The sequence below is a fragment of the Cytobacillus oceanisediminis 2691 genome, from assembly GCF_000294775.2.
Lineage (GTDB): Bacteria > Bacillota > Bacilli > Bacillales > Cytobacillaceae > Cytobacillus > Cytobacillus pseudoceanisediminis.
In genome coordinates this window covers 1,187,068-1,212,292 of sequence record NZ_CP015506.1, presented here as the reverse complement: position 1 = coordinate 1,212,292, position 25,225 = coordinate 1,187,068, and the positions used below count along the sequence as shown (strand labels likewise).

General features: G+C 42.0%; 23 protein-coding genes. 8 read left to right on the top strand and 15 right to left on the bottom strand.

What is annotated here, in order from left to right; genetic code table 11:
* Positions 1-19 precede the first annotated feature (19 nt).
* Complete coding sequence (locus A361_RS06170) at positions 20-1,027, bottom strand: ABC transporter ATP-binding protein (RefSeq protein WP_009335851.1); 1,008 nt, start codon at positions 1,025-1,027, stop codon at positions 20-22.
* Between the two features lie 193 nt (positions 1,028-1,220).
* Between A361_RS06170 and A361_RS06165 the strand changes: the two genes are divergently transcribed.
* From A361_RS06165 to A361_RS06155, 3 genes are all read left to right on the top strand, one after another.
* A complete protein-coding gene (locus A361_RS06165) occupies positions 1,221-2,513 on the top strand; it encodes a glutamate-1-semialdehyde 2,1-aminomutase (protein WP_019383513.1) in 1,293 nt (430 codons plus the stop codon).
* Positions 2,514-2,927: 414 nt separating this feature from the next.
* Entirely contained in the window at positions 2,928-7,400 is a 4,473-nt protein-coding gene (locus A361_RS06160; protein ID WP_026041856.1) for a glutamate synthase-related protein, read from the top strand.
* Positions 7,401-7,914: 514 nt separating this feature from the next.
* Complete coding sequence (locus tag A361_RS06155; protein WP_009335847.1) at positions 7,915-8,994, top strand: FUSC family protein; 1,080 nt, start codon at positions 7,915-7,917, stop codon at positions 8,992-8,994.
* A gap of 59 nt (positions 8,995-9,053) precedes the next feature.
* Here the strand turns inward: A361_RS06155 and nikC are convergent, their stop codons facing one another.
* The 10 genes from nikC to fabL all read right to left on the bottom strand — a co-directional run bounded on the left by nikC (position 9,054) and on the right by fabL (position 19,296).
* Positions 9,054-9,914 (bottom strand): nickel transporter permease, encoded by an 861-nt coding sequence (gene nikC, locus A361_RS06150; protein ID WP_050807843.1) that lies wholly within the window; start codon positions 9,912-9,914, stop codon positions 9,054-9,056.
* Between the two features lie 54 nt (positions 9,915-9,968).
* Complete coding sequence (locus A361_RS06145) at positions 9,969-10,973, bottom strand: ABC transporter permease (RefSeq protein WP_009335845.1); 1,005 nt, start codon at positions 10,971-10,973, stop codon at positions 9,969-9,971.
* 119 nt (positions 10,974-11,092) lie between these two features.
* Positions 11,093-12,703, bottom strand: coding sequence for an ABC transporter substrate-binding protein (locus A361_RS06140; RefSeq protein ID WP_019383508.1), 1,611 nt, complete (start codon positions 12,701-12,703; stop codon positions 11,093-11,095).
* 78 nt (positions 12,704-12,781) lie between these two features.
* A complete protein-coding gene (locus A361_RS06135) occupies positions 12,782-13,750 on the bottom strand; it encodes an ABC transporter ATP-binding protein (protein ID WP_009335843.1) in 969 nt (322 codons plus the stop codon).
* Positions 13,725-14,741 (bottom strand): ABC transporter ATP-binding protein, encoded by a 1,017-nt coding sequence (locus A361_RS06130; RefSeq protein WP_019383507.1) that lies wholly within the window; start codon positions 14,739-14,741, stop codon positions 13,725-13,727. Before A361_RS06130 ends, A361_RS06135 begins: the two co-directional genes overlap by 26 nt.
* A gap of 320 nt (positions 14,742-15,061) precedes the next feature.
* Positions 15,062-16,810, bottom strand: a complete 1,749-nt coding sequence (locus A361_RS06125) for an ABC transporter ATP-binding protein (protein ID WP_009335841.1) — start codon at positions 16,808-16,810, stop codon at positions 15,062-15,064.
* Between the two features lie 175 nt (positions 16,811-16,985).
* Entirely contained in the window at positions 16,986-17,516 is a 531-nt protein-coding gene (locus A361_RS06120; protein ID WP_009335840.1) for a DUF402 domain-containing protein, read from the bottom strand.
* Positions 17,517-17,807: 291 nt separating this feature from the next.
* The gene (locus A361_RS06115) at positions 17,808-18,059 is read right to left on the bottom strand and encodes a YgaB family protein (protein ID WP_009335839.1); all 252 of its coding nucleotides are present in this window, start codon (positions 18,057-18,059) and stop codon (positions 17,808-17,810) included.
* 209 nt (positions 18,060-18,268) lie between these two features.
* Positions 18,269-18,460, bottom strand: a complete 192-nt coding sequence (locus tag A361_RS06110) for a gamma-type small acid-soluble spore protein (RefSeq protein WP_009335838.1) — start codon at positions 18,458-18,460, stop codon at positions 18,269-18,271.
* An 86-nt stretch (positions 18,461-18,546) separates the two neighbouring features.
* Positions 18,547-19,296, bottom strand: coding sequence for an enoyl-[acyl-carrier-protein] reductase FabL (gene fabL, locus A361_RS06105; RefSeq protein WP_009335837.1), 750 nt, complete (start codon positions 19,294-19,296; stop codon positions 18,547-18,549).
* Positions 19,297-19,577: 281 nt separating this feature from the next.
* On the opposite strand from fabL, the gene A361_RS06100 reads away from it, so the two are divergent.
* The gene (locus A361_RS06100) at positions 19,578-19,802 is read left to right on the top strand and encodes a hypothetical protein (protein WP_019383506.1); all 225 of its coding nucleotides are present in this window, start codon (positions 19,578-19,580) and stop codon (positions 19,800-19,802) included.
* Positions 19,803-19,834: 32 nt separating this feature from the next.
* On the opposite strand, the gene mutY is transcribed toward A361_RS06100, so the two are convergent.
* The gene (mutY, locus tag A361_RS06095) at positions 19,835-20,935 is read right to left on the bottom strand and encodes an A/G-specific adenine glycosylase (RefSeq protein WP_019383505.1); all 1,101 of its coding nucleotides are present in this window, start codon (positions 20,933-20,935) and stop codon (positions 19,835-19,837) included.
* Positions 20,936-21,168: 233 nt separating this feature from the next.
* On the opposite strand from mutY, the gene A361_RS06090 reads away from it, so the two are divergent.
* Positions 21,169-22,149, top strand: coding sequence for a metal-dependent hydrolase (locus A361_RS06090; protein ID WP_019383503.1), 981 nt, complete (start codon positions 21,169-21,171; stop codon positions 22,147-22,149).
* Between the two features lie 32 nt (positions 22,150-22,181).
* Here A361_RS06090 and A361_RS06085 read toward each other — a convergent pair whose 3' ends face one another.
* Positions 22,182-22,451 (bottom strand): YfhJ family protein, encoded by a 270-nt coding sequence (locus tag A361_RS06085; protein ID WP_009335833.1) that lies wholly within the window; start codon positions 22,449-22,451, stop codon positions 22,182-22,184.
* Positions 22,452-22,579: 128 nt separating this feature from the next.
* On the opposite strand from A361_RS06085, the gene A361_RS06080 reads away from it, so the two are divergent.
* Both A361_RS06080 and A361_RS29285 read left to right on the top strand, forming a co-directional pair.
* Positions 22,580-22,750 carry a small, acid-soluble spore protein K gene (locus A361_RS06080; RefSeq protein ID WP_009335832.1) on the top strand — a complete coding sequence of 57 codons (171 nt, stop codon included), beginning with the start codon at positions 22,580-22,582 and terminating at the stop codon, positions 22,748-22,750.
* A 20-nt stretch (positions 22,751-22,770) separates the two neighbouring features.
* Positions 22,771-22,929 (top strand): YpzG family protein, encoded by a 159-nt coding sequence (locus A361_RS29285; protein WP_019383502.1) that lies wholly within the window; start codon positions 22,771-22,773, stop codon positions 22,927-22,929.
* Between the two features lie 43 nt (positions 22,930-22,972).
* Here the strand turns inward: A361_RS29285 and A361_RS06075 are convergent, their stop codons facing one another.
* Positions 22,973-23,302 (bottom strand): YfhH family protein, encoded by a 330-nt coding sequence (locus tag A361_RS06075; protein ID WP_009335830.1) that lies wholly within the window; start codon positions 23,300-23,302, stop codon positions 22,973-22,975.
* 227 nt (positions 23,303-23,529) lie between these two features.
* Between A361_RS06075 and A361_RS06070 the strand changes: the two genes are divergently transcribed.
* Entirely contained in the window at positions 23,530-24,201 is a 672-nt protein-coding gene (locus tag A361_RS06070; protein WP_019383501.1) for an SDR family NAD(P)-dependent oxidoreductase, read from the top strand.
* Between the two features lie 18 nt (positions 24,202-24,219).
* Here A361_RS06070 and recX read toward each other — a convergent pair whose 3' ends face one another.
* The gene (recX, locus tag A361_RS06065) at positions 24,220-25,023 is read right to left on the bottom strand and encodes a recombination regulator RecX (protein WP_026041855.1); all 804 of its coding nucleotides are present in this window, start codon (positions 25,021-25,023) and stop codon (positions 24,220-24,222) included.
* Positions 25,024-25,225: the final 202 nt, after the last annotated feature.

Below are 25,225 nucleotides of genomic sequence, written 5' to 3'. Positions count from 1 at the left end.
TTATAAATAAATCCTTTCATTAAGAGATCCCCCGGTCATAAATATTTCTAATTATTTCCTCTGTTGAAGTTTCTTTAATATTGATGTCTTTCACTTTCAAATCCGCCACGACTTTAGCGATAAGCAGGGAAATCAGTTCATCATTATCCTCCACAAAGGCGGTAAAGATCGCTTCTTTCTCATCCTTTTCCCATTTTACTTCAGATGATGCCGTAATCTTGTTTAAATCAGCAAGGCCCACTTCTTCAAGAAATTGAAATTCTATTTCCTTCCCTTCTCCCCATTTTTCCTTCAGGCTTTTTAATGCTCCATCATAAATGATTTTCCCGTCATCTAACATAACAACTCGTTCGCATAACGCCTCAATATCCGAAAGATCATGAGTAGTCAGGAGAATAGTTGTATTATATTTTTCATTTATTTCCTTTAAGAACTCCCTGATTTTCAATTTTACAAGCACATCTAGCCCAATAGTGGGCTCGTCTAAAAACAGCAGCGGAGGATTATGGATGAGTGCTGCTGCCAGCTCACACCTCATTCTCTGCCCGAGTGAGAGCTTCCGGACCGGTTTATCGAGCAGAGGTTCAATATCTAAGGTTTTGATAACATGCGCCATATGACTGTCGTATTGCTCATCAGTAACCTTATACACCTTCTTGAGAAGCCTGAAGGATTCCTGTACAGCAATATCCCACCAAAGCTGAGATCTCTGGCCGAAGACAACTCCAATCGTGCTGACGAATTTTTCACGGTCTTTATGAGGGTTCATTCCATTCACAATCACTTCACCGCTGGTTGGGGTTAGAATCCCCGTCAGCATTTTTATGGTGGTTGATTTCCCCGCCCCATTTTCACCAATATACCCAACCATCTCCCCTTGCTTTACATTAAAACTGATATTGTTAACCGCTGGCACAATCTTATAATTCCTTGTAAGCAAGTCACGGAAAGCACCTTTTAATCCTGAGCGGCTTGAATATGCTTTAAACTCCTTCTTTAAGTTGCGTACTGTTATTGCATCATTCATCATTACTCCTCCTGCCAATTAATGCCCTAATGAAATAGTTTAGACAAACAGCGCATTCTTCACAACTAGATTGCTCCATTTCCGCTTTCTAAAATACAGAATAGTCCGCCTTCCCCTTAGATTGGACGAAGCCCCTTCCAAACATGTTAAAATAATGATGAACGTATAATTGGATTTTATCAGGAGGATTAACATGCAATTTACTAATTCTGAACGGCTGCATAAACAGGCTTTAGAACATATTGTCGGCGGGGTGAACAGTCCTTCCCGCTCCTATAAAGCAGTTGGAGGCGGCTCGCCGGTTGCAATGGAACGTGCACAGGGCGCTTATTTCTGGGATGTGGACGGCAATCAATATATTGATTATCTGGCTGCTTATGGTCCCATCATTACCGGGCATGCTCACCCCCATATTACAGAAGCAATAAAAACAGCAGCTGAGCGCGGTGTATTATATGGAACTCCTACACCACATGAAGTGAAATTCGCGGAAATGCTAAAGGAAGCAATGCCTAATTTGGATAAAGTCCGCTTTGTGAACTCAGGAACTGAAGCGGTCATGACCACGATCCGTGTTGCAAGAGCCTATACGGGCAGGGACAAAATCATTAAGTTTGCAGGCTGCTATCACGGCCATTCCGATCTTGTACTGGTTGCTGCAGGGTCAGGGCCGTCAACACTTGGAACCCCTGACTCTGCCGGGGTTCCAAAGAGCATTGCCCAGGAAGTGATCACAGTTCCTTTCAATGAAATCGAACCATATAAGGAAGCGCTGGAAAAATGGGGCGACCAAATCGCTGCCGTCCTGGTGGAACCGATTGTCGGCAACTTTGGAATTGTTGAACCCAAACCAGGTTTTTTGGAACAGGTTAACGAATTAACACATGCAGCCGGGGCACTAGTCATTTATGATGAAGTCATCACAGCATTCCGGTTTATGTATGGCGGTGCCCAGGACCTGCTAGGCGTAAAACCAGACTTGACAGCTATGGGGAAAATCATAGGCGGCGGCCTTCCAATCGGTGCGTATGGCGGGAAGAAGGAAATCATGGAAACAGTAGCTCCGTTAGGTCCTGCATATCAAGCAGGTACAATGGCTGGTAATCCAGCTTCGATTCTGTCAGGAATTGCATGTCTCGAAGTATTGAAACAGCCTGGTGTCTATGAATATCTGGACCGGCTTGGCGAATTGCTTGAAAAAGGCATTAGTGCAGCTGCAGAAGAACATAACATTCCCATAACAATTAACCGATTAAAAGGTGCCCTGACAATCTACTTTACGGAAGAAAAAGTTGTGAATTATGAACAGGCGGAAAATACAGATGGAGAAATGTTTGCAAAATTCTTCAAGCTGATGCTCAATCAGGGAATAAACCTGGCTCCATCAAAATATGAAGCATGGTTTATGACAATTGCGCATACCGAGGAAGATATCCACGCAACAATTCATGCGGTTCAAAACGCATTTCAGCAATTAAAAGACTAATAAATATTCATATTTTTATACATTAACGGGAGCAGAAATGCTTCCGTTTTCTTTAACTCCAGTAATGAAAACGTTTACAAACAAGGCGATTTTTTATACACAAACTAATGTCCCCCTTCTAATCATATCCAACTTTTTGTATAAATAATTGATTTCTGAAAATTCATATGATATGATGGGAGAAATCTTTTGTGTAAGAGCGGATTACGCTGACATAAAAAGTTTAATATATTATTAGCCTGTCCCGAATAATCGAACTATTCATTTAATAAATGCCTATGCATTTATCCTTTCAAAACAAGATTAACTTTGCAGCAGCCTCATTTAAAACCCGTAAACACTAAATTTTTATAGATTACTATTTTTCAGGAGGTGAACGGCTTTAAGGCACAGCCTTATTTTCAGCCGAATTTTATGACATTACAGCAATGGAGTCCTTCACTTTTTAAAGAGTTTCACCGCCAGGAGCACGATGCGTGCGGCATTGTTTCTGCAATGGAGAAAAAGAAAGTCCCAACCCGCGAGAATATTTTCAGCTGTATCAATGCACTCGTTACGATGAATCACCGTGCCGGTTTTATAAATGGAGAAGGCGACGGCGTAGGGATTCATATTGATATCCCAAGAGAGCTATGGAAAGAAAAGTTAAAACAAGCAGGAGCAGATCCTAAAGCAGCAGAAAAAGAAGGATTTGTCGTTGGACATGTGTTCATGTCCAGAAAGCAGGATACTGAATCACTTAAAGCCATTTTGCTGCAAAAGCTTGCTGACGCAAATCTAATGGTTATTTATGCATCTGATGAAGTAACCGAGTCCTCAGCTTTAGGTCCCATTGCCATTCAGGAGAATCCTGTATTCTGGCAGTTTGCCTGTTTAGCAGAGGAGAATGGCGGAGAGCTTTCCAAGAAGCTCTTTGAATTGATTGTTGACTTTGAAGAAGACGAACATGTTCATGTCGCTTCCCTTAGCCAGCATCATGCTGTATACAAAGTAATGGGAGCGGGAGACATTCTGCCTAAATACTATCATGATTTAGCAAGCCCGCTTGTTGCTTCAACAATGACTCTTGGGCACAATCGCTATTCCACTAACACATTATCAAGCTTTTTCCGCGTACAGCCTTTTAGTGTGTTAGGACATAACGGAGAAATCAACACGATTGCCAAGCTTAGGGATGAAGCCAAAATGGTTGGCGTTCCGCTTGTAAAAGACGGCAGTGATTCTCAGGATTTGAGCAGAACACTTGAAACATTTATCTGCAGGGATGGATTTACCCTGTTTGAAGCAATGGATGTTATGTTCCCGCCTATCGTGAATGAAATCAAATCATACCCTGATCACCTTCAGGATATGTACGCCTATATCCGTGAAGCATGGGGACATTTTGCTCAAGGTCCAGCAGGAATTATTTCCCGTTTTGCCGATGAAGCTGTTTTCAGTGTCGATGCGCTGGGTCTCCGCCCGCTTTGGATGCTGGAAACTGAAAGTTCTTATCTGTTCTCTTCTGAGCCTGGTATCATCCCATCCAGTGAATATGTAAATGAACCTAAGCCGCTTTCACCAGGTGAAAAGGTTGGTTTAAAATGGGACGGAGATACACTTGCAGTATACGAACACAGCCATTATCAGGCTGAAGTTTTTAACAGATTTTCAAAGCGTGTGAACACTGATAACTTCCGGATTCGCCTGCAATCTCCTAAACTGGAGAAAACCGTCTCTGTAAACTATCCGGATAAGATTCATAACGGGCAGTATAAAGCTTTCGGCTGGGAGAGAGATCATGTCCAGCTGGTAGAGCAAATGGCAGAAAAAGGAGCGGAGCCAATTCGTTCTCTTGGACACGACTCTCCTTTAGCAGCACTAAATCCTCAGCGGAAAAACATCGCAGATTTTATTAAGGAAAGTGTTGCTGTCGTTACAAACCCTGCCATTGACCGTGACCGGGAAACTGAGCATTTCTCAACCCGCACGATTATCGGCCAGCGTCCTTCTTTATTTGAAAAACAGGAGCCAGGGGCCGTAATTGAATTGCAGACTCCTATTTTAATAGAAGGCAAAGCAGGCTATGAATGTTCCGTTGAACTTAATCAGCCGAGCTACGATCAGGTAACCTGCTTCTATCAGGAACAAAAGCTGATATCTTATTTGTCTACCACATTTACGAAAGATGAAACGGTAAAAGAAGCTTTAGACCGTTTATCAGCAGAAGCAGTTGATGCTGTCAAAAATGGCAAAACCCTGCTTGTACTAGACGACGCCAATGCTCATCAGGAGGACGCTTACTGGATTGATCCGCACCTTGCGGTCTCTGCGATCGATCAAGCTCTTGTAAAAGAGGCTGTGCGCCGTGAATGTTCCCTATTGCTGCGCTCAGGTTCAATCAGATCGCTTCATGATATCATCACAGCATTCGGTTTAGGCGCTGATATTATAAGTCCTTACTATATGTTTATGACAGTTCTTGGCGAATCTGAAACACCGCTTAAGAATTTATATTCAGCTCTGACTAAAGGACTGGAAAAAGTCATTTCAACAATCGGCATTCATGAATTAAGAGGCTATGGACGTTTATTCTCTGCCATTGGTCTTCACGAAGAATTAGCCGAATACCTGAATATAGTGAATTTCTTCGGATCTAAGGAGCTTTCATTTAGCTTTAGCGCTTTAAAGGAAGATGCATTTGCAAGAGCAGAAGATTACCAGAATGAAAAAGAACGGATCGGAAAAACATTCAGCCTTTTCCCCCGAATCTGGAAAGCGATCGGCGAAGTTGCCTCAACTGGTGACTACAATGCATATAAGGAAAAAATCACAGAACAGGAAGACCAGAATCCAACAACAATCCGTCATTTAACCGGATTTAAGGAAACTGCTTCTCATTTAAATCCTGAGGATATCAGCCTGCATGTGGGCGAGCATGACCTGCCATTTGTCATTTCCTCCATGTCATTTGGATCTCAGAATGAAACAGCCTTCAGAGCCTATGCTGAAGGTGCTGACCGCTTGAACATGGTCAGCCTGAATGGCGAAGGCGGAGAAATCAAGGATATGCTTGGAAAATATCCGAGAACCCGCGGACAACAAGTGGCATCAGGACGCTTCGGTGTTAATGCCGAGCTCCTTAATTCATCCAACCTGCTGGAAATAAAAATAGGGCAGGGTGCAAAGCCTGGTGAAGGAGGTCACCTTCCTGGATCCAAGGTAACTGCAAAAATTGCCGAGGCACGTAATGCAACAATTGGATCGGATTTGATTTCACCTTCCAACAATCATGACATCTACTCGATTGAAGATTTGGCACAGATGATTCACGAGCTTAAAACAGCCAATGACAAAGCTAAAGTTGCGGTAAAGGTGCCAGTTGTGCCGAATATTGGAACCATTGCAGTCGGGATTGCAAAAGCTGGTGCCGATATAATCACACTGAGCGGTTTTGACGGAGGTACAGGGGCAGCAAGAATTCATGCCTTGCAGCATGTAGGCCTTCCGGTTGAAATTGGTGTTAAGGCAGCCCACAATGCCCTTCTGGAGGCAGGAATCCGCGATAATGTGGAGCTTTGGGCTGATGGCGGAATCAAGAGTGCAGCAGACGTATTGAAGGTTATGCTGCTAGGTGCTAACCGTGTAGGCTTTGGTACACTTTCCATGCTTGCTATCGGCTGTACAACATGCCGCGGCTGCCATCTTGATACTTGCCATGTTGGTATTGCAACACAAATTGATTCAGAAGCACAGGCGAAGGAACATGGTTTAAGAAGGTTTGTTCCTCGTCAATTCGACCTTGCTGTCCAAGGCATCATGAACCTGTTTACTGCTTTTGGCAACGAACTGAAAGCACTGGCAGCTTCAATTGGTGTAAAAAACCTGCAGGATGCAGTTGGACGTTCTGACCTGCTTGTACAGATTAAGGGCCAGGATCAGCTTGATCTGACTCACCTTCTGAAAACACTTGAAATCGGCCAATTCTCAGTCCAGGAAACACCTGAAGCACTAAAGGAAGCCCAGCTGCAGGTGGCTGTTGGAGCAGAGTATCTGGATGCAAGTGTGGAAGAATTACATCAGTCACGTGAGTTCCATAGCATCACTTCCGAGCAGCGAGTACTGGGAAGCCGAGTATCCTGCCACCGTGTAAGAGACAGACTCGACGGTTCTTATAAAACTCTTCCGCAAGTTGATTTGAAATACAAAGGCGGATCCATCCCGGGCAATGGCCTTGGAGCTTACAACAGTTTCGGCATCAACATCGAAGTTGCTGGAGGAGCACAGGATGGCATCGGAAAAACTTCTTTCGGCGGACAAATTAAAATCTTTAAAGCAAAAGGCAAGAATGGCAAGTTTTATAATGGCTCTGTTGGTAAAGGCTTTGGTTATGGCGCTCAGCAAGGTTTGCTTGTGGCACAAGGAAATGCTGACGCCCGTGCCGGAATCAGATTATCTGGAGCAGACATGATTATCGGCGGCCAGCTGCAAAAGCCGCTGCCTGAAAAGGAATACGGCAATATCGGTTCAAATGCAAATATTAAAGGGTTTGCCTTTGAGTATATGACTAATGGCCGAGGCCTGGTTCTGGGTGATGCTGGTCCATGGATCTGCGCAGGAATGACAGGCGGTGTTGTTTACCTAAGACACCAGCCGGAAATGGGCTTAACAAAAGAAGCCATCCAGCGCAGAATTGCCAAGGGAGCAAAAGTCTCTGTTACTCCTCTTTCCGATAAAGGAAAGGAAGATGTAAAAGACCTGCTTGGCCAATACGTTGCACTGTTGAACGATCAAGGCCAGGAAGAAGAAGCCTCAAAGCTTGCTTCCCTTCTTAATCATCCGGAAGACCACTTCGTTCAAGTCATTCCGGTCAAAGAACAGGCAGATCCTTCTGTTTCCACAGAGTGATGACCAACCAAGCCCCAACCGTTTCAGCGGATGGGGCTTTTAGTCTTAGTTTGGCTTTTTTATTCTGTTTTGGCACAACTCCCAGTTTCTTTCACTGCTTCTGTGCTTCGTCCAGCGCACTATTCCGCTCCTTGAGTTCCTTTCGCTACTTCCCCACTTCGCCAAGCGGCACTATTACGCTCCTTGAGTTCCGCTGTTTCAGTGCTCCCCCAGCGGCAATATTCCACCACATGATTTCCATCACTGTTTCCGTGCTTCGCCAGCCGCACTATTCTCCGTTCTCTTAAACTTTTCACATCGTTTAGGCACCTTTATCTTTTTTACAACTTTTAATAAAAATTTCATGAAAATGCCCCTTGAACTTCTTTCCATATCCCTGTATAGTACAATATTGTTTAATAATGAGCAAAACCGTTTAAAGTATGTATAATTACTGTAATTACGGTTTAATTCAACTTGCTTTTTAATGAACCACAAGATAAAAAATCTTAAAGAAAGAAAGGACATTTATTGTATGAAACTTGGCGCCCGCATACTTAAGACGGGAATCGCAATCATTCTAGCTCTTTTATTATCGGAACTCTTTCATCTGCCTGCTCCAATCTTTGCAGGAATTGCAGCTATCTTTGCTGTTCAGCCGACTATTTACAGATCTTATCTATCTATTGTTGAACAGATCCAGGGTAATGCGATCGGTGCAGTAATTGCCGTGATTTTCGTGCTATTATTCGGCAACGATGTCTTCATTATAGGTCTGGCAGCTATTATTGTTATCACGATTAATCTAAAGCTTAAAATCGAAAACACGATTGGACTGTCACTTGTAACCCTGATTGCCATTATGGAAACACCTGGCGATACCTTTTTGCAGTTTGCACTTATTCGTTTTTCAACCATTATGCTTGGTGTATTATCGGCTTTTATCGTTAACCTTGTATTTCTTCCTCCTAAATACGAAAATAAACTTTACTTTAAAATATCCAATAGCACGGAGGAAATTACCAAATGGATCAGGCTAAATATACGGCATGCGTCTGAACACAAACTGCTCAAAAACGATATTGATAAAATGAAAGAAAGCAATGTGAAGCTTGATCAGCTGTACTTAATGTATAAAGAGGAAAGAAATTATTTTAAACGCAATGATCAGGTTAAATCCAGAAAACTCGTTATATATAGGCAAATGATCTCGACTGTTAAACGCTCACTGGAAACGTTAAAAAAGCTTCACCGCTATGAAAATGATCTGCTGCAAATGCCAGAAGAATTTCAGCATGCAGTTCAGCAGCAGCTTGATATCCTTATCCACTATCATGAACACGTCATGCTTAAATTTATTGGAAAAGTCCGGCCGAATGTAGTTTTTGAGGAAGGCGACTTCAGCCTGAGCAGAAAGGAACTGGTGAACCTTTTCCTGGCTCAGCATAAAGAGTATGAGCATGATGAAGAATCCATTCTCCCTCATATCATGCAAGTTGTATCAGCTATTGTTGATTATGATGAACATGTGGAACACCTTGATAAGCTTATTTCCAGTTTTCAGGCATATCATAAAGAGGAAAATGAGGTTTCAATACCGGAGAACTCCGAATAGCCGGGGGATATAAACTAACAATCATAGGAAAAAGCAGCTGATTTCAGCTGCTTTTTTTGTTAGTTCTTCATTCTTGGGTCAAGTGCATCCCTTAATCCATCACCCATTAAGTTAAAACCTAGAACCGTAAGCATAATCGCAAGCCCAGGGAAAATCATCGTCCATGGAGCCTGTATTAGATATGCCTTAGCATCAGAAAGCATTTTTCCCCATTCAGGATTTGGCGCCTCTGCACCAAGGCCAAGAAATCCAAGGGCAGCACATTCAATGATTGCTGTTGCGATGGCAAGTGTTCCCTGTACAATAATCGGAGCCATGCTATTTGGGAGCACATGCCTGAAGAGAATCCGGCTGTTGCTCATTCCGATCGCTTTTGCGGCCATTATATATTCTTCCTGTTTTACACTCAGCACCCTTGAACGAATAAGTCTGCCAAAGTTAGGAATATTGATTACCGCAATGGCAATCAGGGCATTTCTCAATGATGGGCCAAGCACTGCCACAATCGCAATGGCCAGCAAGATGCTTGGGAAAGCCAGCATGATATCGAAAATGCGGGAGATAATTGTATCAACCCATTTGCCATAATACCCTGCTACTACACCTAAAAGGCAGCCAACTACAATAGATCCGATTACGGCCAGAAACCCTACCCATAAGGAGATCCTTGCCCCATAAACAACTCTTGAGAAGATATCCCTGCCGAAGTCATCCGTTCCAAACCAATGCTCGCCTGATGGTGCCTGAAGCCTTTTTGACAGCATTTGCTCATTAATTCCCTGCGGCGCAATAAGCGGTGCAAATACAGCCAGAAGAATGAAAAATAATACAATGATGGTGCCAATTAAAGCTAGTTTATTTTTTCTAAAGCTCCTCCATGCTTCCACCCAGGGGGAAACTGCTTTTTCTTCAGCTGGCATAATAGGCGGCTGAAGGTCTTTTTGTCTTGAAAGTTCCAAGTCCGTTCCCCCTCCTTAATTATATTTAATGCGCGGATCGATTGCTGCATACAGCAAGTCCACAATTAGATTGATCATGACAAAGATAAATGCAATGACAAGTATGCCTGACTGGATAACAGGATAGTCACGATAATTGATAGCCTCATAAATATAACGTCCGATACCCGGCCAGCTGAAAATCGTCTCTGTTAAAATCGCTCCTCCAAGCAATAGTCCCATTTGAAGACCGATAATTGTAAGAACTGGAATGATGGCATTCTTTAACGAGTGCTTATAAACGACCCAGAACATTCTTAAGCCTTTTGCCCTCGCCGTCCTGACAAAATCAGATCTCATTACTTCAAGCATCGTAGAACGTGTAATTCTCGCAATGATCGCCATTGGAATTGTCGCCAGGGCAAATGCCGGCAGAATCAAGTGTCTGATAACATCCCAGAATTGATCCATTCTTCCCTGCAGGAGGGTATCAATCATATATATGTTCGTAATGGCCGTAATCGGATTTCTTACTTCTTCCCTTCCTGAGGTAGGAAGCCAGTCCAGCTTAATGGCAAATGCCCACTGCTCCATTAAACCAAGCCAGAAGATTGGCATGGAAACACCAATAAGTGCAAGCACCATTGCCACATAATCAAACCAGGAATTCTGATACCATGCACTGATGATTCCGGCATTCACACCGATAAAAACAGCAATTAACATGGCAACGAATGTAAGTTCAATTGTTGCAGCCAGATACGGCCAAATTTCCTGGCTAATTTCTGTTTTCGTACGGAGTGATTCTCCAAGGTCCCCCGTGAAGAGCCCGCCAAGGTATGTAAAATATTGAAGGTACCAAGGCTGATCAAGCCCCAGCTGCTTCGTTAATTCCTCTACTGCTTCTTTTGTTGCCAATTGTCCCAAGATAATCTGTGCCGGATTACCAGGAATTGCCCGAATCATAAAAAAGACGATAAGGGAAAGCCCCAGCAAAACTGGAATAAGGGAAAACAAACGTTTTAGTGTATAGGACAGCATTGCCATTTCACCTCTCTTGAAGGTTGTCTAAAATTTGTTGGAATAGAAAAGGGAGCTACAGAACTGTACTCCCTTTTCCTTGAATATAAGAAGTATACCTATCTCACTTGAAAAGCATCTTATTTAAATTCTACAGTTGCCAGTAAATCAGAACCTGTTGGATGCGGCTTGAAGCCTGTGATATCAGCCTTGCCCGCAAGGATTGGCCTTGAGTGGACAAGCGGAATCCATGGAGCATCTTCTTTGATCAGAACCTGAGCCTGTTTGTAAAGCTCTTCACGCTCTGCCTGATCCGCACTAGCCTGAGCCTTTACAAGCAATTCATGCACCTCAGGGTTTTCATAGTAAGTGTAGTTGTTGGAGCCGATGCTGTCCTGGTCAAGAAGCACATATAGGAAGTTATCAGCATCCCCATTGTCGCCAGTCCATCCTAATAGGAATGTATCAGCTTCACCATTCTTGGCTTTATCCAGGTAAGTACCCCACTCATAAGTAACGATTTTTGCTTTAACACCGATTGCATCAAAGTTGGCTTGAAGTGCTTCAGCCACTTTTTGTCCATCCGGCATATATGGTCTAGGAACCGGCATTGCCCATAGTTCCATTTCAAATCCATTTTCATATCCTGCTTCTTTTAAAAGTTCTTTAGCCTTTTCAGGATCGTATTCATAATCTACAACATCATCGTTATAGCCAGCTACAACTGAAGGCATTGGGTTTTTCGCAGGCTCAGCTGCACCAGCATAGAAAGCATCAATTAGCGCTTGCTTATCAACAGCATAGTTCAATGCCTGGCGGACTTTCTTATCTTTTAATGGTCCGCGGGTGCTTGTCAATCCAAGGTAAGCTACGTTTAATGATGGACGTTCAAAAGTTTGAAGGTCCGGGTTTCCTTCGATTTGGCCAACATCACTGAAGTTAACACCATCGATTAAGTCTACTTCACCTGTAGCCAATGCATTTAGACGCGCAGAGTTTTCTGGAATAACACGGAAGATAACCTCATCAAGCTTTGGAAGACCTTCCTGCCAGTATTCTTCATTTTTCACAAGAGTAATGCGATCGTTTGCTTTGTATTCCTTAAATACAAATGGTCCTGTCCCAACCGGGTTGTGAAGGAACTTTTCACCGTGCTTTTCAATAGCAGCCGGGCTGGCAATTCCAAATGGTGACATTGCAAGGTTCTTTAAGAATGGTGCAATTGGCTTGTTTAAAGTAAATTCAACTGTGTAATCATCTACAGCTTTTACTTCAGAGATCTTGTCTCCGAACTGAGAGTTATAGTAATAGAACTGTTCAGCGTTTCCAGCTTTCCATCTTTCAAAGTTGAAGACAACCGCTTCGGCATTAAAATCAGTTCCATCGTGGAACTTTACGTCTTCACGAAGCTTTAATGTATGCTTTAGCCCGTCTTCACTTGCTTCCCATTCAGTAGCAAGGCCAGGCTGAATTTCTGTATCCTGCTCACCAAATTCAATCAGAGTTTCATAGATGTTTTTTGTAACTTTAAATGACTCACCTTCTGTTGTGATAGCGGGATCAAGCGAAGTAGAGTCACCGCCTCGGCCAAATACTAATGTGCCGCCTGAAGACGTTTCTTCTGTATCTGTACCTTTCTCTTTATCCTTTTCGTCTTTCGTTCCGCTGCTTGAGTTGCTGCTGCAGCCGGCAAGAGCCAGTGACAGAAGCAAAGCTGCAACAAGAAACCAAATGCCATTGCGCTTTTTCATTGTTTTCCCCCTTTTTTCTTTTGCCGGTATCGGCTATTAACCTATTTATCATCCATGCAGTTCTGCCCTTTTTATAGCTCAGCTATAAAGATGGCAGGCTGCAAAGTGACCTGGTTCTATTTCCTTCAGCTGCGGCCTCTCTGTTTTGCAGATCTCCATGCATTCTTTGCATCTTGTATGGAATGCACATCCTGTTGGCGGATTCTGCGGACTTGGAATGTCCCCAGTCAATAGCTCCCTGTCTTTCTTTAAAGTCGGATCAGGGATGGGAACTGCACCAAGCAAAGCCTTTGTATACGGGTGCAGCGGTTTATCGTAGAGCTGGTCAGATGTTGTGATCTCTACTAATCTTCCAAGATACATAACACCAACTCTATCACTGATATGTTTAACAACCCCGAGATCATGGGCAATGAATATATACGTCAGCTGGAATTCCTTTTGCAGATCTTCCAGCAGGTTGAGCACCTGTGATTGAATGGATACATCAAGAGCTGAAACAGGCTCATCTGCAATGATCAGCTTAGGCTTGGTCATCAATGCTCTTGCAATTCCAATCCTCTGTCTTTGGCCGCCGCTGAATTGATGCGGATAGCGCTTGGCATGGTAGCTGCTGAGGCCGACAACCTCAAGCATCTCCCTTACCCTCCGTTTACGCTCTTCCTTATTGCCGATTCCGTGGACAATGAGAGGCTCCTCCAAAATCTGCTCAACTGTATGGCGCGGATTTAAGGAAGCAAAAGGATCCTGGAATACCATCTGCATTTCCTTTCTCATTTTGCGCATTTCCGCCGAGTTGAGGGCAGTCAGATCCTTGCCTTCAAAAACTACTTTTCCCTCTGTTGGTTCTATCAGGCGCATCAGCATTCTGCCCGTGGTTGATTTGCCGCATCCTGATTCACCGACCAATCCAAGCGTTTCACCTTTATTGACGAAGAAGCTGATATCGTCAACCGCTTTCACATCGCCTTGTTTTCTTCCAAACAGACCGCCGGATACTGGAAAATACTTTTTTAACTGATTAACTTCCAACAGCACTTCGGTCATTAATGACACCCCCAGACTCATGCAGGAAACAGCGCACCGTATGCTGTTCTGCTTTTTCGACATTGTAAAGCGGAGGACTTTCCGTTATGCAGCGGTCATGGACAAATTCACAGCGCGCTGCAAAACGGCATCCAGTCTTGATGGAGCCCGGTTTTGGGACATTTCCCGGTATGGAATATAGACGCTCCTTCTTTTCTCTTACATCAGGCACTGATTGAAGTAGTCCCTGGGTATAAGGGTGCTTTGGGTTTTTGAATATCTCTTCTACCGGAGCCTCTTCCACTATTTTCCCTGCATACATAACAATTACCCGTTCACAGACTTCAGCTACTACCCCTAAATCATGTGTGATCATAATAATAGCTGTATCCAGTTTTTCATTTAGATTCTTCATTAAAGATAGAATTTGGGCCTGGATTGTAACGTCTAAAGCGGTCGTCGGCTCATCCGCGATCAAAAGGCGCGGATGGCAGGACAAAGCCATGGCAATCATTACCCTTTGCCTCATTCCCCCTGAGAGCTGATGGGGGTATTCCTTCATAATCTGCTCTGCCCTTGGCAGTCCAACAAGCTTCAGCATTTCAACTGCCTGCTGGCTCGCGGCTTTCTTTTTTAATTTTTTATGTAATTTGATTCCTTCTACCAGCTGATCTCCAATTGTAAATAAAGGATTTAATGAAGTCATCGGCTCCTGGAAAATCATAGCCACTTCATTGCCTCTTAATTCACGCATTCTTTTTTCTGATGCATTAACAAGATCTTCTCCATCCAAGAGGATTTCGCCGCCCGTAATTTTTCCCGGGGGCTGTGGAATCAGCTTCATAATGGAGAGTGATGTAACACTCTTTCCACAGCCCGATTCACCTACAATTCCAAGAATTTCACCCTTGTTAACCGAGAAGCTGATATCGTCCACGGCGGGAACTTCTCCATCTGAAGAAAAAAAGGAAGTCCTCAGCTGCTTTACATCTAAAACTGGAGCTTGAGTCACACGGATACTCCTTTCTTGAACGTCCTTTTCTATGAAATGGGACATTTTTAACAATATTGGACCTTAGGTCACTATCTTTTTTTCATTCTATAAAAAAAGATTGGTTAAGTCTACTCATTTTTCTAAATTATTTAAATATAGTAAACATTATATATTTTTAGACATGATTTTGTAAGTAATATCCTACTAATATTTATGAAAAAGATGGAGATTAATGACCGTTATTTGCCGGCAGCAGTTTTAACACTATAGTAATTTAACGCATTGCTATAAAAAAGCGCACAATAAAGCCGGCCCTGTAATAGAGCCGGCTTTTAAACCTAATTTTCAAGCTGCTGAACTTGAAAAAGCTTATAATAATTACCTTGTTTTTTCATTAATTCCTCATGGCTTCCAGCTTCAGAAATTTCACCATGCTCTATCAGGATAATTCTATCCGCATGAGTGATGGTGGAAAGGCGATGAGCCACGATAAAAGTCGTGCGGTCTTTAGCCAATTTTTCTAATGCTTCCTGTATCAGATGTTCACTCTCTAAATCAAGGGCTGAAGTGGCTTCATCCAGCACAAGGATCGGCGGGTTTTTCAAAAAAATTCTCGCAATGGCGATCCGCTGCTTTTGCCCTCCCGAGAGCTTCACACCGCGCTCGCCTACCTTGGTATCATAACCTTCAGGCAAATTCATAATAAATTCGTGGGCATTGGCAGCCTTGGCAGCTTCTATTACTTCATCCTCGTTGGCATCGGGTTTGCCGAGAAGAATGTTTGTTTTAACCGATTCGCTGAACAAAATATTATCCTGAAGCACCATGCCAATTTTATCGCGAAGGCTCCTTACCTTAAATGAACGGATATCAGTGCCATCAAGCAGGATTCTGCCTTCGTTGACATCATAAAAACGCGGAATCAGCCCTACTAATGAGGATTTCCCTCCTCCGCTCATCCCAACAAGGGCAATTGTCTCCCCTGCTGATACATCAAGATTTATTTTCTTTAATACTGGAGGCTCATTCTCATTGTAAGAAAAGCTTACTTCTTCAAATTGGATATGCCCTTTAACATTCCGGCATTGGATTGCATCAGAAGAATCGTCTATATCATATTTCTCATCAATTAATTCGAATACTCGATCCATGGATGCTATCGATTGAGTTAAGGTTGTTGATGAGTTAACAAGCCGTCTCAGCGGGCCGTACAATCTATCTATATAAGCGACAAACGCCATCATGACACCGAGAGAAATTTCCCCCTGGATAACCTGGTATCCTGAATAGCCAATTACTAAAAGCGGTGAAATATCTGTAATGGTGTTAACAACTGCAAATGCCTTTGCGTTCCACTTCGTATGGTCGATCGCTTTTGTCAGGAAATTTTTATTTTGCGCATCAAATTGGGTTTGCTCATAATCTTCAATTGCAAAGCTTTTAACAACTGCCATCCCCTGAACACGTTCATGCAGATAGCCCTGTACTTCTGCAAGAGCCTGAGAACGGGCCCTTGTCAGCTTTCTGAGGTTCCCAAAAAAGTATTTGACTGAAAAAGCATAAAATGGAAATAAAAGCAGAGACACAATCGTCAACGTAACATCCATATTCAGCATAATGACAACTGCTATTAAAATAGTTGCCACATCAAGCCATAAATTCATTAAACCGGTTACTACGAATGTTTTGGTTTGCTCAACATCATTTATGACCCTGGAGATGACTTCCCCTGTTCTTGTATTTGCATAGAACCGGAAGCTTAGCTTTTGAATGTGGGTAAAAAGCTTATCCCGGATATCATATAGAATTTTGCTTGCCACCCATTGGGCAAAGTATTGACGGTAATACTCAATTGGCGGACGGGCGATGACAAATAAAGCAATCATCACAGCCATAACCATTAAAAGTGTGCTGGTCTTATCGCTTTGGCTTAATGCCTCATTGCCAATAATATCATCAATTACATACTTAATCAGAAGCGGAATCAAAAGTGGAATGGCAAATTTAATGATGCCTATTATAATGGTTCCGATAATCTGAAGCCGATACGGCTTTACGAATTTCAAATATCTCTTTATACTGTCCAACCGGATCGCTCCCCCTCTCTTCATCATGCAGCTTTTTTATATTGGACTATCAGCCGATATTTCCAATTATTTTTTTAAACTTACCCCTAAACCTGGTAATCATGCAGATCTGGACAAAAATAAAAACCTGCTGACTCAAGGTCCAACAGGCGTTTTTTCGGCATTCAGCCATTTTTTAGCGTCTGTAAGTAAGATAACGTTCATACCATATATCAATAAAGTCGGGTGCAAAAGGTCCTTTTCTCTGACGGATCCAATGGATGAGATTGTCAACATTCGATTTAAGGATGCTGTCAATTACATCGGGATAATTCATCTCCTGACGGTGCCGTTCATACTCATCTTCGTCAAGCAGATTGAATGTCATATCCGGATACACTTTAATATCAAGATCATAATCAATATACTTTAACGCTTCTCCGTCAAAAATGAATGGTGAACTGATATTGCAGTAATAATAAACACCATCTTCCCGAATCATTCCAATCACATTAAACCAGTGCTGTGAATGGAAATAACAAATGGCTGGCTCTCTTGTCACCCATGTTCTTCCGTCAGATTCTGTTACGATTGTCCGGTCATTTCCGCCAATCACTAAATTTTGTGTCCCTTTTAATACGGTTGTTTCCTCCCAGACGCGGTGGATATGCCCATTATGTTTATAGCTGTGTATTTGCATTGGTTCGCCTTCGATGGGTACCGCCATTTTTTTCCCCTACTTTCCATTCCGGAAGCTTTGCAACCTGAAAATACTTTTTTTGGCGCCATTTAATAGGCGTCCTCCCCTTCATGCCGGCGTTTACTGCACAGCATGACTCAATACTATCCAAAAGAAAAAGGCAACAAAGTACGATTCCTGTTTTCTACTATTATAACGGTAAAAGGAAATTTTTAAAACAAAGAGCCATTGAAATGTATCAACGGCTTTAAAAAAAGGATATATAGCTGATTTTATAGGTATAGAAGAACAGATGGATTTAGGGAAGGAAAGTTATTTTTAAACAGTTACATTTACTTCCTGATAGGAGCGGATGACCTCTTCGGTCTGTTCCTCAAATATACGATGAATTTCTTTCAGTTCTTCTTTCATCCTTGCAATCTCATACTGTACACTTTCAAGCTCCGTTTCCTGCTGAATTGCCTTCAATTCTTCTTCAATCTCTTGGCAGCGTTCCAATTCACTTTGAAGATAAAGAAGCTTTTCCATCGTTTTCATCTGTTCTGAAACTAAACTGTTAAAGTTCTCCATGTTTGTTTCACCGTCCCCATTATTTTTCCTATCTTTATATTTCGATGCACCTTTTTTTAACCCTTTGACTAGTTATGTTGACTTTATGGAAGTTTTGTCGAAGTGATGACCAGAGATAAAAAATTGACTGGGGACTTTAATTCTAATCCGCACAAAAAAGAAGAAACCGCCCTTTCCATTTAAAAGGCGGTTTCTTTCTTTAAATGTTATTAGCGGCTTTGTTTGCCGGCATTTTGACCTTTACGAGCTTCAGCTTGCTGGTTTTGCTGTCTTACTTCAGCAGCGTTTGTTTCGCTGGCAAATTCAGTTCCGAATTGGCCTTGTCCAGCAGATTGTGCGTTTTGTTGTCTCACTTCTTGAACGTTAGTTCCAGCTTGAGTTTGGTTTGGTTGTTTAGCCATTATAATCACCTCCACGCTCATTAATTTAACCGAGAGCGGAGGAAACTATCCAACTTTTTTAAATACCAAAGATATCCATTTTCTCATTAAACAAGCAGTGAAATGCCTCCATCCACAATAATCGTTTGGCCGCGGATCATGCTGGAATCCTCACTTATCAAAAACATTACTGTATTAACCATATCTTCAATTTCCACCATACGCCCTGCAGGAGTTTTGGTCTTTGCTTCTTCGAGAAGCTCTGCACGGTTAGGGAAATGTTTTAAAGCTTCAGTATCAACTGCACCGCCTGAAACAGCGTTTACGACGATATTTTTGGGAGCCAGTTCAATAGCCAAGTAGCGTGTCAATGCTTCTAATGCGGCTTTTGAAACCCCCACAGTCGTATAGTTTTCCAGGTAGCGGATCGATCCCAGGGAGCTGATGCTTACTATTTTTCCGCCGCCATTTTTCTCCATCAGCTTTGCAGCTTCCTGTCCGCAGAAAAGCAGAGCTTTGCTGTTAATATTCATTGTCCAGTCCCAATGGGATTCTTCCAGTTCCATTGCCGGGCGCAGTACACCGGATGCTGCATTGTTTACAAACACATCCAGCCTTCCAAATTCACGCTCAATCTCCTGGAATAGCCCTTTAATTTTTTCTACGTCACCTACGTTTGCTTTTACAACCAGGACTTTTCTTCCCAGTGCCTCAATTTCGGCTGCTGTTTCATTTGCAGCCGATTTGCTGCGTGCGTAATTGATGACAATGTCATAGCCTTCTTTGGCAAGCCTGATGGCCGTTGCCTTTCCAATTCCTCTGCTGCTTCCTGTTATCAGTGCTACTTTTTGTGTCATGATTCAGTTTCCTTTCTGTTATGTATTCCTGTTCCAAACTGTTTTAGGGATTGTTATAACGGGAATTTAAAAATTAAGCTGTTCTCTCTAGTTTGGTGCAAGTGTCCTCCGCTCTAACCAACTCTGCATGTTAAACTTTGTTTGAATTTAACAGCACCAAAATTTTAAAAAACAGCCTAAATAAAACCCCTTACCGATTTCATTTTAGCTTTTTCCATGTATATATGGCAATTCGAATTAAAACACTATTTGTAATCCAAATAAGGAAAGGAAGATGGCAATTGTTTGTCGGACGTGATATGACAGAGCTCTCTATGATGTCAAAATCAGACTGGAAGGACAGTGAGCTTGCTTTTTACCATCATTCATTTCAGCAGATCATGCCTTATTTAAATGCTGAGGGCCAAACCATCCATAGGGAAATCATCGAAGAAATAGAAAACCGCGGCGGCTTGAAAAGACAGGAAGCTGATTATACGCATGGAACCCGGGTAAGCTACGATTAATCATATAGAAAAAGGGGGCACGCCTCCTTTTTCTATCCTCTGCTATCCAAATATAGCTTCCATATTTTCTGGTGGGAAACCGGAAAAGGAAATTCTTTAATTTCTTCAAGGCTGACTAATTTCAAATCATTTTTTTCTTCTTCAAGTATTATTATTTTTCCTTTATACACATTTATGTTCCATGTTAGATGGGAAAAAACGTGTTCAATCTGACCAGTCATTTCTTGTATTTCCACTTCGGCGCCAAATTGTGTGCTGAACACATCTTTCATCTGCTCTTTGTCGCTTACATAAGCAATATTGATTTCTGCCATCGGAAATTCCCAGAGATTAGCAAGAAGGCCTTTTTCAGGCCTTTTGTGTATCAAAATTCTTTCGTGATCATCTATGAGGACAGCTGCTGCTAACTGGACATTTCTTTGCTTCTTTGTTTTAGTTTTTACGGGCAGCTCATGCTGCGTCCCCTCATAAAAAGCAGTACAATGTTCTCTCACCGGGCATAATAAGCATGAAGGTGACGTTGGTGTACAAATTAATGCGCCAAGCTCCATAAGGGCCTGATTGAAATGGGACGGATTTTTATGTGAAATTAATTTTCGGACGGAAGACTCAAAGATCTTCCTGGAAGAAGGCTTGGCGATATCATCCCAGATAGAGAGGATACGCGAAAGGACCCGCATGACATTGCCATCCACAGCTGGTTCCGGTATTCCGTAAGCAATACTGAGAATTGCTCCTGCTGTATAAGGCCCTACTCCTTTTAATGAAGAAATTTCTTTTGGTGTATCTGGAACTCTTCCGCCATATTTTTCATGGACTTCCCGGACGGCCGCCTGAAGGTTTCTTGCTCTTGAATAATAGCCCAAACCCTCCCAGGCTTTTAATACCTTTTCTTCGTCTGCTTCAGATAGATCCTTTACAGTCGGAAACTGTTCAATAAAGCGATGAAAATAAGGAATTACGGTATCCACCCGCGTCTGCTGAAGCATAATCTCGGAAACCCAAACCTTGTAAGGATCCTGGTCCTTTCTCCATGGCAAATCCCTTTGCTCAGCTTCAAACCACCTGAGCAAATCATCTTGAAAACCATTTATATCAACTGATTCAATCGTATTTTGATTAACTTCTTTCAATTTTTAATCCTCCTGATGTTAAACAATCGGAAAATATGGGAATATATTAGTACAGTCGCTTCTTTAATCCTTAGTTCTTGATGATTGAACATTATTCATCAACTCCTTTAAAGGTACCCATATTCAGCTGTTAATACAAGAAATTTGCTGGTACACTAAAAAAGCGGCATCATGTCCGCTATAGATTAAATCAAACACAAGAATCATGTCCCAAGGAAGGAGGTATTTTCCTCTTGGATACCGGCACACATGTAGTTATGGGGCTGGCGATTGGCGGCATTGCCACTCTTGACCCCGTTGTTGCTGAAAGTTCTGCTACAGCAACAAGTGTCATGATTGGAGCCATAGTCGGTTCACAAATACCAGATATAGATACTGTTTTAAAACTAAGAAATAATGCCGTTTATATTCGCAATCACAGGGGAATTACCCACTCCATACCGGCTGTAGTGCTTTGGCCTCTTGCCATACTTGCAGTTGTTTACCCATTTTTTCCAACAGCAGATTTGCTTCATTTATGGCTGTGGACTTTTTTGGCTGTTTTCCTGCATGTTTTTGTAGACGTATTTAATGCTTATGGAACTCAGGCACTTCGGCCCTTTTCTTCCAAATGGGTAGCTTTGGGAATCATTAACACATTTGACCCATTTATTTTTGGGATCCATGTCGCAGGATTATTTATCTGGGCCTTCGGGGCTCATCCTGGTTATACATTTTTAATTATCTATGGCATTATTGTCGTGTATTATCTTCTTCGATTCGCAGCTCAGAGAAGTGTGCTGAGAGCTGTAAAAGTAATTATACCGGATGCCACAGAAATCATCATTGCCCCAACTATGAAATTCAATCAATGGCGAGTTGCCGTGATGAGCAAGCAGCAATTTTTCGTTGGGCGTGCTGTTAAAAACCATGTGAGGATTCTCGATCAATTTAACCGCGTTCCTGTTCCTGAAACACCTGTAATTGAAGCCGCGAAGAAAGACAAAAATCTATCAGCATTCCTATCCTTCTCACCTGTTTACCGCTGGGAAGTGGATGAATATGATGATTATTATGAAGTTCGATTCATTGACCTCCGCTACCGGAGCAATGGACATTATCCATTTGTAGCCGTGGTCCAGCTCGATCGGGAGTTTAACATTCAATCATCCTATACAGGCTGGATTTTCAGTGAGGAAAAACTTCGAAAAAAACTGGATATCATTCCTGGCTAATGAAAACAGGCTGCTAAATAGGCAGCCTGTTTTCAATTCAGCGCATTTTTGTCCTGTTCGAGTAAATGTTTGTATTTAGGATTATTGGCAACAAATTCATGGAGCCTGCTTCCGTGGTTTTCTACCCATTGCCTTACGATTCTTTCTGTCATTTCAGCACCTTTATATTCTCTGCCAGCCTTGGCATAAGTTGCTTCAAAATCTTCCCATAGCAGTTCAATCCATGTCTGGGCCTGGCTTGCTGAAAGCATTTTGTTTTTTTCCAATAAAAGCTCATAAAGCTTTTGCTGGTACTCATTCATAAAAGTCACCTCATTACCATTTATTAATAACCAGTATCCATCATAGCCTTTCGAAAAAAACAAATAATAGTATTACGTGATTGGCTAAGATGCCGTTCACGCTCTTATTCCGGTTTAGGAGGCTGCTTATGCGCAATAAAGCGAGAAATTTCCCAAATCAAAACAATATAAAATTGGAGGGGGAGCCGCGGGCTAAAGCAGAATATGCTTCACGCCGGGCTGATGGCACAATTAATACGCACCCTCAGGAACGAATGAGAGCTTCATCAAACCGCGAAAGTGACACACCAGAATTTTAAAATACGAGGAGGGCTTGGTTATGGGAAACAGCAAAAACCTTTTTGGGGATAACCCTTATTCCAGTCCATTTACTTCACCGCACTTTAGGCCTAAACGTGCACATTCACAAGTAAATGGTGAGACCCAGCAAACTCAAGACCTCATTATTTTAAAACGGCAGATTCGCAAAAATTCATAAAGTGAGTTAGACTGCACTAAAATCAGAAAGAGGATGGTTTACATCATCCTCTTTCTTCCAGTTTTTTCAGCATGGAGATCGGCAAAGCTTCTTCACCTTTGCTTCCATTTAGCCGGAATCCCCAGGCAAACACGCCATTCATATATTCAATTTTAAAGTAAACTCCTGGATCTCCATCGATTTCATAAATTTCACCAGGGGAAAAATCATCAGGATTGAGCAGGTAGGATTTCGCCATTATTACTTTGCGCTCAAGTACGGCAAACTCATTTACCATACCCATCTGTTCCGCTTTCCTTGCTTTTTCATTTAAGCTGGCAATTTCTTGCTGAAGCTCATACGTAGTCATTGTACTGTACCTTTTCTCCTGCATATTAACCCCTCTTACTTTCTCTAGATAATCGTATATTGCTTTGGTTAATTCTTGAAATTTCTGTTTAGTCTTTTAATGTGCCCGTTGATTTCCGGTTCGACATACCTAAGTATATGAGAAAATGCCTGTTTAGAAAAGGGTCCTGCCTTTTGTTTTGATGCTATTTCACAAGTATTGAACTTTTTTGTTAAAATGGTGTTTAAAAGACCTTCAAAGGAGGGAAACATATGAAGTCCGTCATCATTACCGGAGCGGGGTCCGGATTAGGCAAAGAGCTTGCTTTATTATTTGCCAAACAAGGATTCCATATTATTTTAACAGGAAGGACTTTGGACAAACTGCAAAGTGTGGAAAAGGAGATTCTTGAAGCTGGCGGAAGCGCTCAATCCTTTACATTAGATATTACAAAACTCCAGGAGATCAGCAGCTTGATGACGCAAATCCAAAGCCATGAACTTTACGGCTTAATTAACAATGCTGGAGTTGGACATTTTAGGCCATTTGAACGTCTTGGAGAGCAGGAAATACAGGAAATGCTTCAAACAAACGTGCTGGGCACTATTTATATGACTCAGGCTGTTCTGCCTTATTTTAAAGAAAAAAACGGCGGCTTGCTGATGAACATCATTTCGACTGCTGGCTTAAAAGGAAAAGTAAATGAATCAGTGTATGCAGCAAGCAAGTTTGCTGTAAGAGGGTTTACAGAGAGCCTTCAGAAAGAACTCGAAGACACGGATATTAAAGTTAAAGCCGTTTATATGGGCGGAATGGATACCTCTTTCTGGGATGAAAGCGACCATATCAAAAACAAATCCAGGCTTCGTTCTCCTGAAGAAGTGGCAGTAATGATTCTGGATAATTTGAATGAAGAGTCCATTGTAATTGAATCTAAAAAATAACACATGGGCTTCCATGTGTTATTCTTCATCACTTAAATATCGATCAATTAAATCAAACGAAAAGCCCTTTCTAAATAAGGTTTGTTTCATTTTTTGCCTGTATTCGAAATCAGGAAGATTGGCATATTTCCTCTTAGCTTTCTCCGCTTGGTACTTTAGGGCAGCCAATTCTTCATCTTCTTCTTTTTCAATCTCCGTTTCAGATATTGCTTCTTGAATGATGTCAAAATTAAAACCTTTACGCATTAACATCTGCTCCAGTTTTTGTTTGAGGATCTTTGATGAATCACGGCCATATTTCTGTGCATGCTTTTCACACAGCCTTATTGCTGTACTTAATTCAGCTTCCCTTGAATACACCTCCAGCGCCTCATCGATTAATTTAGGGGATATCCCTTTCTCCTTTAGTTCAGTGCGGATTAATCCTTTCCCTTTATCTGATGTGTTCATTTGTGTACGCACAAAAGCTTTTGCATATTCTTCATCGTTTAAAAATTTGTAATCATACAATTTGTGAACAACTTCCTGAATAACCGGTTCTTCAACTTCTTTGTCAGCTAAATGTTTGCGGACTTCGGTTTCTGAGCGCATCCTTCTGGATAAATACTGAATAGCCATGTTATAGGATTTCCGGATATCGTCCTGATAGCCAATTTCATTTAGTGAAAATTCATCAAGCTCGATTCCTTTTTTGAGCTGATGTTTTATTAATACATCTTCATCCACACTAAATGCATATTCTTCACCTTTCCCATAATCCATATATATATTGTAGCGGTCTGTGTTTTTTTTCTGAAATGTGATTTTCGTAATGATCGGCATTTTCTCCACCTCTTTTCTTAAATGTAACATAATCAAAGCCTCTTTTCGTATAAATTGTTGTTTTCCGCTCCAGGCTGCTCGCTTTCTGCAGGCCGCGGGCGGTGAGTCTCTTCGACAGGGTCTTACCGCCGCAATAAACTCAATAAATAATATACAAAAAGCAACAAACCTTGCGAAAACAGCCTTATCAAAAAAGGATTTT